The sequence below is a fragment of the Sphaerisporangium sp. NPDC049002 genome (assembly GCF_040649355.1).
Taxonomy (GTDB): domain Bacteria; phylum Actinomycetota; class Actinomycetes; order Streptosporangiales; family Streptosporangiaceae; genus Sphaerisporangium.
Genome location: NZ_JBEZFH010000274.1, coordinates 1 through 8,434, shown reverse-complemented (window position 1 = coordinate 8,434; position 8,434 = coordinate 1). Strand labels below are relative to the sequence as shown.

Below are 8,434 nucleotides of genomic sequence, written 5' to 3'. Positions count from 1 at the left end.
AAAGGCGCATGAAAGACGGAGGTATGCATATTCATGCACTGGCTTTTAACACACTGTTGAGTTCTCAAGAAACGGACGCGTACACCATCACCCGATGCTCGCCGCCCAGGTGGGTAGTGGGGCAGCGTGAACGAAGCACCGAAGCACACAAGCGAACGCGATGGTCACAAGCTCGCGCCCACGGCGGACCACGGCATCGAGACGGACTCGGGGACCGAGGACATGGTCGCGTCACAGGTGCTGTGGGACTCCAGCCTGGCGGCGTCGAGACTGGACGAGGCGATCGGCGCCGCCGAGGCCGCGAGGGACGACGACCAGGCGCCGTCCGTGCCCCAGGGGGACCCGCCCGCCCACCAGGAGCGGCATGACGACCACCACGACGACGCCGGCCCGGAGCACGGCGAGAAGGTGTCCCGCCGGACCCATGAGCGCGCCCAGGAGCTTCGCCGTCCCCACCGCAACCGTTGAGCGCCGCGGTCCGGGGGCGGCTCCTCTAGGCTGAGTGCCGGCGCGCGGTGCTCGCGCGCCTGATCGTAGGTGCTGGGGCGTGCTGGGGAAGGTGCATGGCTGACCGTGTGGCAGGTGTGCGGCTCGCGCCGTACACCACGTTGAGAGTGGGCGGGGCGGCCCGCGCCTTCGTGGAGGCCCGTACGGGCGAGGAGCTCGTCGAGCTGGTGGCGCGGGCCGACCGCGCCGGTGAGCCCGTGCTCGTCCTCGGGGGCGGCAGCAACCTGGTGGTCTCCGACGAGGGCTTCGACGGCCTGGTGGTGCGGGTCTCCTCGCGCGGGGTCGATGTCCGCGACGAGGGAGACCGTGTCGTGGTGACCGCGCAGGCGGGGGAGGACTGGGACGCCCTGGTGGCCCGCGCCGTGGCCGAGGGCTGGTCCGGGATCGAGTGCCTGTCGGGCGTTCCGGGCCTGGTCGGGTCGACCCCGATCCAGAACGTCGGCGCGTACGGGCAAGATGTCTCGCAGACCGTCGTCGGCGTCCGCGCCTACGACCGGCGGGCGGGGGAGCTGCTCGACCTCGACGCCGGGCGGTGCGGGTTCGCCTACCGGCACAGCGTCTTCAAAGATGATCTCGCCCGTTACGTCGTGGTGTCCGTGACCTACGCGCTGGAGAAGTCCGAGAAGTCCGGGCCCGTCGCCTACAAGGAGCTGGCGGCGAAGCTGGGCGTGGAGATCGGCGGCAGGGTCGCCCTGCACGAGGCCCGTACGGCCGTGCTGGAGCTGCGCCGAAGCAAGGGCATGGTCCTCGACGCCGCGGACCCCGACACGTGCAGCGCCGGTTCGTTCTTCACCAACCCCGTGCTCGACGGGCCGCAGGCGGCTGAGCTGGAGCGCCGGGCTCCGGGGTTCCCCCGCTGGGACATGCCCGGGGGGGCCGTCAAGGTGCCCGCCGCGTGGCTCATCGAGCACGCGGGCTTCCCCAAGGGATACCGGCGGGGCCCGGCGCGCATCTCCACCAAGCACACGCTCGCCCTGACCAACCCGGGCGGGCTCCGGGTCACCGGCTTCCCGAGCGACCCCGAGGCCCTGGGCTCGATGCCCGAGGGGGAGCCCGCCGGGCCTTCGCCGTCCTCGTGCGACGGCCCCGCGACGGCGGCCGATCTGCTGGCGCTGGCCAGGGAGGTCAAGGACGGCGTCGAGGCGAAGTTCGGGGTCACCCTCGTGAACGAGCCCGTGATGGTCGGCCTCCGGCTCTGAGGCCGGCCTCAGACGAGCGCCTCGGCGATGAGGACGACGCCGAAGACCGCGAACGCGGCGGCGGCGGCGTACCGGATGACCTTCTCGGGCAGGTGCTTGCCGAGCATCCGGCCGACGACGATGGCCAGGGCGTCTGCGGCGACCATGCCCACCGTGGAGCCGATCCACGTGCCGAACCATCCATGCTGCGTGGCGAGGGTGATCGTGGCGAGCATGGTCTTGTCGCCCAGCTCGCTGAGGAAGAACGCCACGGTCACGGCGATCAGGGCGCTGCGCGTGGTGCGCTCGGCCTTCCGCGACTCCTCGTCGCTCAGCTCGTCGCCGCGAAGGGTCCAGAGCGCGAAGAACAGGAACGCGACGCCCGCGACGATCGCGATGGCGGTCTTCGGGAGCGCGTCGCCGATGAGGCCGCCCAGCCCGACGCTGAAGAGGTGCACCACGGCCGTCGCGATGGTGATGCCGGCGAGCACCGGCCAGGGCTTGAACCTCGTGGCGAAGGTCATGGCCATGAGCTGGCTCTTGTCACCCAGCTCGGCCACGAAGATGACGCCGAGACTGATCCAGAACGCTTCCACAGGGGGGTCGCCCTTCCTTGTCGCGCGACCGGGCTGGAAGCGAGCACCACGGGGAGTTTCGGGGTACGTCGACCTCGGCCCGGCAGCGTGTTCGTGCATGGCTGCCAAGCCGAAGGTCTCGTCCGCCCCGTGAACGAGGCCCGCGCGACCGGGCTTTACGCCAGCATGTCGATCACGCGATTGGGACTACTCCCCTTCGGTGTTTCCACCCAACTCTAACGGATGGCCCAAGGACGTCATTCCGGCAAGGCGGGATCAGGCGAGGAGGGAGAGGCGGTGGGCCGCGGCGGCGGCCTCGCCGCGGGTGGAGACGCCGAGCTTGCCCAGGATGTTGGAGACGTGCACGCTGACCGTCTTGGCCGAGATGAACAGCTCGCCCGCGATGTCGCGGTTCGAGCGGCCCTGAGCCACCAGCCGGAGCACCTCCAGCTCCCGTGGCGTCAGGTCGGCCAGGACCGTCCCGTTCAGCCCGGTTCCCGCCGAGGCGCCGGGACCCGCTCCCGCGGAGCCGCTGTGCCCCACCCCGGCAAGGCCGTTCCGGGTGGCCCCGGCCAGGCCGTTCTCCCCGCCCTCGATGGAGACCGCGGCCAGCGTGGTGCCGACGCGGCGAGCCAGTGCCTCGATCTCGGTGAGGAGCGGGCGGGCCCCGAGCGCGTGCGCGATGGGATACGCCTCGCGCAGCCGTACGGACGCCCCGTCCCGGTCGCCGGTCCTGGCCACCGCCGCGGCGGCCTGCGTGAGGGACCTGGCGCGGGGGTGGGGCCGCCCGAGGCGTCCCCAGGCGGCGGCGGCCTCGTCGAATTCGCCGCGGCTCATCAGTCGGTAGGCGTCGGCGATCGGGCCGTCAGACGTCATGCCGGGCGCCAGCGAATCCGCCTTGGCCCGTACCGCCGCCGCGATCTCGGGAGCGGCGATCGCGGCCGCCTCGCAGACCAGCCGGCTCTGGGCGAGGGACCGCCATCCGAGCATGGGCTTGCTGGAGTGCGGCGTGGTGGAGATCGACAGGATGTGCTCGGTCGCCTTGAGCGCGTCGACCGGCTCGCCGCGCAGCAGGCGGAACTCGATCAGGAGGCGGGTGTTGGTCATCCACTCCTGGGCGAACTCGCTGAGCTCGCCGCCGTGCAGGGCGCCGACCTCGATGAGGATGCGCTCCAGGAGATCGACCTCGCCCCTCGCCGCGGCGACGTCACCCCGGACCCGCAGCAGGTGGCCGCGGATCCTCGGGATGGGGCCGCTGGCGAGGGCCTGCTCGATGGCCTCGACCGCTTCGTCCCAGCGGCCGAGTGCCTCCAGCGCCTCCGCGCGGTTGTTGGCCATGAACGCCCCGCTGACGCGGTAACGGCCGTACTTTCTGGATTTGGCCTCGCCGTCCAGCGCGAGTCGCACGGCCTGCTCGGAACGGCCGAGGTTGTTGAGCGCGTCGACGTTGTTCGCCATCGCTCGCAGCACGATGCGTCCCGAGCGGACGCTCTTGCCGATCTCCATCGCGCGCTCGTTGGTGAGGAGCGTCGCCTCCAGGTCGCCCTCCAGGGACTGCCCGAGGGCGAGGTTGGTCAGCAGCTCGGCCTCCTGGCACAGGTCGCCGATCTCGCGGGCGATGCGCAGCGCCTCCCGGGTGAGCTCGGTGCCCTCCACCGTCTCGTTGATGAACATCAGCCACGAGCTCAGCCTCGTGAGCACCTGGACCCGGGCGGGACCCGGGACGGGAACCAGCCGCTCGGCGTAGCGGAGGTCGTCGAGCCCTCCACGCCTGCCCTTGTCACTCTTGAGCTGCGCCCGGCGGACGAGGAGCTGGGCGACGCGTTCCGCGTGGGTGGTCTCGTCCAGCTCGGCCAGGGCGCCCTTGACGAACTTCAGGCCACGGTCGGTGTCGCCACTGATGACGGCCGCCTCCGACGCCAGCTCCAGGACCGTGGTGTGGTCGACGCCGATGCGTTCCGGGGCGTCCGGCACCCGGTCCCAGAGCGAGAGCACACGTTCGAGGAGCTGGATCTGCTCGGTGTAGGCGAACGCCTTGGCGGCCTTGCCCGAGGCCTCCCACGCGGAGATGAGCGCCCAGAGGTGGTCGCGCGCGGAGAACCAGTGGTGGGCGATCTCGATGGCGGCCCGTCCAGGCGGCACGAGCCCGCGGTCGCGGTCGATCTCCTCGGCGAACCGAGCGTGGATGCGGTTGTGCTCGCCGGGGAGCATCTCGTCGTGCACCGCCTCGCGGATCAGCGAGTGCCGGAAGACGTACGCCCGGCCGTCGGCCACCTGGATGACGTTGCCGGCGATGGCGGGGCGGAGCGCGTTCTCCAGGTCGACGTCGGACAGGTCGGTGACCGAGGCGAGGAGCTCGTGGCCGACGCGGTTGCCGCCGGCCGCCGCGATGCGGAGCACCCGCTGGGTCTCCTCGGGCAGCCGCTCGACCGAGCCGATGATCAGATCCTGGAGGGACTCGGGGACACTGCAGTCGTCTTCACGCTCCATCAGCGCCTCGACGAACAGCGGGATGCCCTCGCTCCGCTGGTAGACCTTCTTCACCAGGGCGAACTCGGGGACGTCTCCCTTTATCCCGGCGATCTGCGCGGCGACCTCGCTCTCGCTGAGCCGGGGCAGGTCGAGCCGTACGACGCCTTCGAGCCGGCTGAGCTCGGCGAGCACCGGGCGCAGGGGGTGCTGGCGGTGCAGCTCGTCGGAGCGGTAAGTCATGATCATGAGGACCGGGGCGGTCCTGAGGTTCCGGCTGAGGAAGGCGATCAGGTCACGGCTGGAGCGGTCGGCCCAGTGGATGTCCTCGATGACGAGGATCACCGATTGACGCTCGGCGAGGCGTTCGAGGAGGGTGAGGAACTGCTCGAAGAGACGGGCCCTGCCCGTCTCGGTCTCCTTGTCGCCGCTCGGCTCGCCGAACTCGGGCAGCAGTCGCGCGAGATCGCGGGCGGCGCCGTCGGGGAGCAGCGCGGCGACCTCCGTGGCGCCCATCTCCTTGACGAGCTGGCGGAGGGCGGCGGTGAAGGGCGCGTAGGCGAGGCCTTCGGTGGAGAGCTCCACGCACCCGCCGACGAGGACGTGCGCCCCCGTACAAGCGGCATCCTCGGCGAACCGGGTGACCAGGCGGGTCTTGCCGCCACCGGCCTCGCCTCCGAGCAGCACGGCGGCCGCGGCCTGTTTGCGTGCCTGCTCGAAAGCCTCGGAAAGTGTTCCCAGCTCGGCTTCCCGCCCCACGAAAACGGGACTCACCATCCGACCCACCATGTCTGCAAGCATGTCACGCCCTATGGCAGCGTTCGCCTTGTTTATCCGTTGGCTCAAGTGGACTGTGAGGCCCGCTCGGCAGGAGCGACAGGGGCCCTGGGCAGGCGTTATACGGTCCTGGCGGCCTGTGTGGCCCGCGGCAGGCGGTCCGGTCAGGGGGGCTGAGGTGCCCGGCCGGGAGGGAGGTTCCGGCCGGGCATCACCACCCGGGTTCTCTCGCGCCCGAGGTGGGCGGGCTCCGGACTCCCCGGCCCGGCCTGGGCGCTCCCCGGGGTGATCCGGGGAGTCGCCCGCCAGGACTCGGGTCGTCCCGGGCTCCAGGGGTTCGCGCGGTCCGTCCCACGGTGGCGGCGGGGGGCGCGAAGAGCCCGGATCAGGGCGGTCACGAGATACGGAGCTTGCCGAAGGCCGCACGCAGGCGACGCTGCGAGCCGCGCTCCGGGCTCTTCCTTCCCTGCGTGGCCTGGCGGGCCCGGCGGTGGTCGCTGGCCTCTTCCCGCAGTTCCGCCACTCGGTTGACGATGAGCTGGTAGTGAATCTCGGGACCCATTCGGGTGTCTCCTTGAGGTAGTTCCGCTGATACCTCAAGAATCCGGCTAAGGCGGTCACTCCCACATCGGGCGGATGCCTTATCTCCTGAGCCCCCTTCGGCCTAGGACCGCCCAGGACCCCCGCATTGTGCCCTAGACGGGCCGGTCCGCCGCCTCAGGCCGGTGTCGGGGGGCAGGGGATGGGCCGCGGCCGGGCGCAGCGCGTCGAGCAACAGGGACAGGTAGCGCCGCCAGCCGGCGGCGGGCCGTTCCGCCGTCCTCAACGTGGAGACCAGCATGAACACCAGCCGGGGCAGGTCGTCGCGGTGCAGGTCGGCCCGTACGAGCCCGGCTTGCTGAGCGCGCTCGACCAGGGCGGCGAGGGCGGCGAAGAACCGGGACTCCAGGCCGGAGGTGAGGGCCGCCGGGTCTCGGGCGGCCTGGAGGATGCCGAACTCCTCGGCCGCCAACGCGAGGGCGGCCTCCAGCACGGTCACCATGCCGCGCCAGGGATCCTCGTCGGCGAGGGCCCTGGTGATCGCGGGCTCGACCCGCTCGGCGTAGCAGGACTCCAGCACGGCCTGGATGAGCTCCTCCTTGCTGGGAAAGCGCCGGTAGAGGGTGGCGACGCCCACCCCTGCCCGCCTGGCCACCTCGTCGAGCGGGACGTCGATGCCCGACTCGGCGAAGGCACTGCGGGCCGCGCGCACGAGCCGCTCGGCGTTGCGCGCCGCGTCGGCTCGGAGAGGCGGCCGGCTGGTGCTCATCTTCGAGAGCCTAACAGGTGATAGTCAACTATCACTTGTGGTAGAGTCATGGTCGCGGTTACCCAGAGTGAAATACGCGTTAAGGCTTGGCTGCCAGCACCCACTCTCACCGGAAGGAACCGGTCGATGACCGAGACTCCGCTCGCGCCGACCCACATCAGGCGAGACCGCTTCGATCCCGTTCCCGAGCTGGCCCGGCTGCGTGCCGACGAGCCGGTCAGTCGCGTCGAGCTCTTCGGCCGCAGCGCCTGGCTGCTCACACGGTACGAAGACGTGCGCGAGGTGCTGGGAGACGCCACGCGGTTCAGCAACAGGATGCGGGCCCCCTTCGGCCTGCCCGCGGCGGACGCCGACGGGAACATCCCGGAGACCCCGCGGGTGGTCTCGGGGGTGCTCATCGGCTACGACCCGCCCGACCACACCAGGTTGCGCCGCCTTCTCACGCCCGAGTTCACCATGCGGCGCATGCGCAGGCTGGAGCCGCGCATCGAGGCCATCGTGGCCGAGCACCTCCAGGCGATGGAGGACGCCGGCTCCCCGAGCGACCTCGTGAAGTCGTTCGCGCTGCCCATCCCCTCGCTGGTGATCTGCGAGCTGCTCGGCGTGCCGTACGCCGACCGTGAGGGCTTCCAGCGCCGCAGCAACGCCCGATTGAACGTCTTCCTCGACCTTGAGGCCAGGGCCGCCGCCCTGGCGGAGTCCCAGGCGTACATGGGTGAGCTTGTGAAGCGGCAGCGGGCGAACCCCGGCGACGACATGATCGGCATGCTGGTGCGCGAGCACGGCGACGCGATCGACGACGCCGAGCTGGTCGGGGTCGCCGACCTGCTGCTGCTCGCCGGCCACGAGACCACCTCCAACATGCTCGGTCTCGGCACCCTGCTGCTGCTCCTCGACCCTGACCGGCTCGCCGCGATGCGCGACGGCGACGACGTCGACCCGATGGTGGAGGAACTGCTGCGCTACCTGTCGATCGTGCACACCGTGGTCCCGCGCACCGCCAAGGAAGACGTCGTGCTGTCCGGCCAGGTGATCAAAGCGGGTGAGACGCTGATCCTCTCCATCCCCGCGGCCAACCGCGATCCTTCGCTCGGGGACGACCTCGACCGGTTCGACCCGTCCCGTGACGCGGGTCCCCACCTCGCCTTCGGGCACGGCATCCACCACTGCCTGGGGGCGCCCCTGGCCCGCATGGAGCTGCGCATCGCCTTCCCCGCGCTTCTCCGCCGGTTCCCCGGGCTGCGGCTGGCCGTGCCGGTCGAGGAGGTCCCCTTCCGGTCGTTCTCGGTCGTCTACGGCGTGGAGTCCCTGCCCGTGGCCTGGTGATTCCGCGATTCACCTGATGAGCCACCTCCCGGCGCCGGACCGGGCGGTGGCTGTGGGCGACATTTGCTGAAATGTCGTTCGTCCTCTCGGCTGATGGCCCGGTTTGGCACAATCACGCTGGTCGGCGATGCTGGTGAGGTGTCAACACTGACGACTTCGCTCGCGGAGATCGCGTCATCGAACGCGGCCCTGCGAGCATTTCTGCATGGTCTTCCCGGCGTCGATCGCGTGGGCGCTGATCAGCGTGCCGCGATGCTGGGTACCCGTTCGATCAAGACGACCGCCAAGGCGCG

General features: G+C 70.8%; 7 protein-coding genes and 1 pseudogene. 4 read left to right on the top strand and 4 right to left on the bottom strand.

The window, feature by feature from the left end; genetic code table 11:
• Positions 1–126 precede the first annotated feature (126 nt).
• Together AB0B89_RS32930 and AB0B89_RS32925 are read left to right on the top strand one after the other, a co-directional pair.
• Entirely contained in the window at positions 127–468 is a 342-nt protein-coding gene (locus AB0B89_RS32930; protein WP_358560583.1) for a hypothetical protein, read from the top strand.
• Positions 469–563: 95 nt separating this feature from the next.
• Positions 564–1,706 (top strand): UDP-N-acetylmuramate dehydrogenase, encoded by a 1,143-nt coding sequence (locus AB0B89_RS32925; RefSeq protein WP_358560581.1) that lies wholly within the window; start codon positions 564–566, stop codon positions 1,704–1,706.
• An 8-nt stretch (positions 1,707–1,714) separates the two neighbouring features.
• Here the strand turns inward: AB0B89_RS32925 and AB0B89_RS32920 are convergent, their stop codons facing one another.
• From AB0B89_RS32920 to AB0B89_RS32905, 4 genes are all read right to left on the bottom strand, one after another.
• The gene (locus AB0B89_RS32920) at positions 1,715–2,281 is read right to left on the bottom strand and encodes a TMEM165/GDT1 family protein (RefSeq protein WP_358560579.1); all 567 of its coding nucleotides are present in this window, start codon (positions 2,279–2,281) and stop codon (positions 1,715–1,717) included.
• A 255-nt stretch (positions 2,282–2,536) separates the two neighbouring features.
• Positions 2,537–5,506 (bottom strand): AAA family ATPase, encoded by a 2,970-nt coding sequence (locus AB0B89_RS32915; RefSeq protein ID WP_358560577.1) that lies wholly within the window; start codon positions 5,504–5,506, stop codon positions 2,537–2,539.
• A 394-nt stretch (positions 5,507–5,900) separates the two neighbouring features.
• Positions 5,901–6,068, bottom strand: coding sequence for a hypothetical protein (locus tag AB0B89_RS32910; RefSeq protein WP_358560575.1), 168 nt, complete (start codon positions 6,066–6,068; stop codon positions 5,901–5,903).
• A gap of 102 nt (positions 6,069–6,170) precedes the next feature.
• Complete coding sequence (locus tag AB0B89_RS32905) at positions 6,171–6,815, bottom strand: helix-turn-helix domain-containing protein (RefSeq protein WP_358560573.1); 645 nt, start codon at positions 6,813–6,815, stop codon at positions 6,171–6,173.
• A 126-nt stretch (positions 6,816–6,941) separates the two neighbouring features.
• Between AB0B89_RS32905 and AB0B89_RS32900 the strand changes: the two genes are divergently transcribed.
• On the top strand, positions 6,942–8,141 hold the full coding sequence (locus AB0B89_RS32900) for a cytochrome P450 (RefSeq protein ID WP_358560571.1): 1,200 nt from the start codon (positions 6,942–6,944) through the stop codon (positions 8,139–8,141).
• A gap of 93 nt (positions 8,142–8,234) precedes the next feature.
• Positions 8,235–8,434 (top strand): annotated as a pseudogene (locus tag AB0B89_RS32895) (hypothetical protein); the annotation flags it as partial.

Excerpts from the sequence above, each read along its gene's own strand:
- AB0B89_RS32925 (WP_358560581.1), top strand. The coding sequence starts at position 564 with ATGGCTGACCGTGTGGCAGGTGTGCGGCTCGCGCCGTACACCACGTTG.
- AB0B89_RS32915 (WP_358560577.1), bottom strand. The coding sequence starts at position 5,506 with ATGGTGAGTCCCGTTTTCGTGGGGCGGGAAGCCGAGCTGGGAACACTT.
- AB0B89_RS32910 (WP_358560575.1), bottom strand. The coding sequence starts at position 6,068 with ATGGGTCCCGAGATTCACTACCAGCTCATCGTCAACCGAGTGGCGGAA.
- AB0B89_RS32905 (WP_358560573.1), bottom strand. The coding sequence starts at position 6,815 with ATGAGCACCAGCCGGCCGCCTCTCCGAGCCGACGCGGCGCGCAACGCC.
- AB0B89_RS32900 (WP_358560571.1), top strand. The coding sequence starts at position 6,942 with ATGACCGAGACTCCGCTCGCGCCGACCCACATCAGGCGAGACCGCTTC.